A 946-nucleotide genomic window follows, 5' to 3' on the forward strand; every position below is an offset into this window, starting at 1 on the left:
TTTTCAGGAAAGCGGCCAGCCCCGCCAATACATTGTCTTCCCCCCTGTCGGGGACAAGAAGCTGGATCAGCGTTTTTTTCTTCTGTTTTTCTTTGATAAGACGGGTGACGATCGCTGACAGCTCCGCCGCGCAGGCGTCATAACGGTCTTCAATCGGACCTTCGCCGTCAGCCGCACATACGGCGCCGCTTATGTCCTCCGCATTCATTCCGCAATACAGCGTCACGTATCTGAAAGACTCTTCTTGTCCGCCTTCACCCGGCGGTGATTCCTGCCACTTTGGCTGAAGCAAGAGCGGTTTTTCCTCCGTTTCCTCTTCCAGAAAACGGGCGGTGAGTCCCGTCAATCGGACACATACCGCGCCGTTTTCATCACACAGCTCAATATGATAGGCGCCGTCCGCTGAGGAAAGCACCGCCCACATCGTCTCACGGCACGCAGAAAACACCTGCATATCCTGCAGGGCAAACGGCAGAAACGGCCGTCCGGACGCAGAACCGTCTGAGAGCACGAGACCGATAGAAGCCTGAAGGGCGGCGTCCAGCATGCTCGGATGCAGGATGAACGGCTCCTTTTCTTCGCGGGCGGACGGCGGAAGAGTGAGCTTCGCGAGCACTTCTCCGCTCCCGGCATAGACGGCGTCAAGCGCCTGATGAGACGGTCCGTAGGTGATGCCGAGGCTGTCAAATGCTTCATAGCACTCAGCCTTTGACATGCGCCGGCCGCCGCAGCGCGCCTGAACCGCTTCCACATCGAGTACAGGAGCACGCTCCGTCTCTTCGAGCACGGCCTTTCCCTGGAAAAAGACAAGCGGCTCTTCCCCTTCGGCATACGCTTCAAAAGCGATGTCTCCGTTTTCTTCCGGCTGAAGCTTTACATGAAGCGTCACTCCTTCAGAAAGCGCCGTCACCGGACGGAGCCAAACAATCTGTTTGAGCCGGACACC

General features: G+C 57.6%; 1 protein-coding gene. It reads right to left on the reverse strand.

The genetic code is table 11. From position 1 onward, the window contains the following. The coding region (locus AD710_RS18760) for a polyketide synthase dehydratase domain-containing protein (protein ID WP_049628856.1) at nt 1–946 on the reverse strand (946 nt) is incomplete at both ends.

The organism is Bacillus sp. JFL15, assembly GCF_001184225.1.
GTDB classification, from domain to species: Bacteria; Bacillota; Bacilli; order Bacillales; family Bacillaceae; genus Bacillus; species Bacillus siamensis.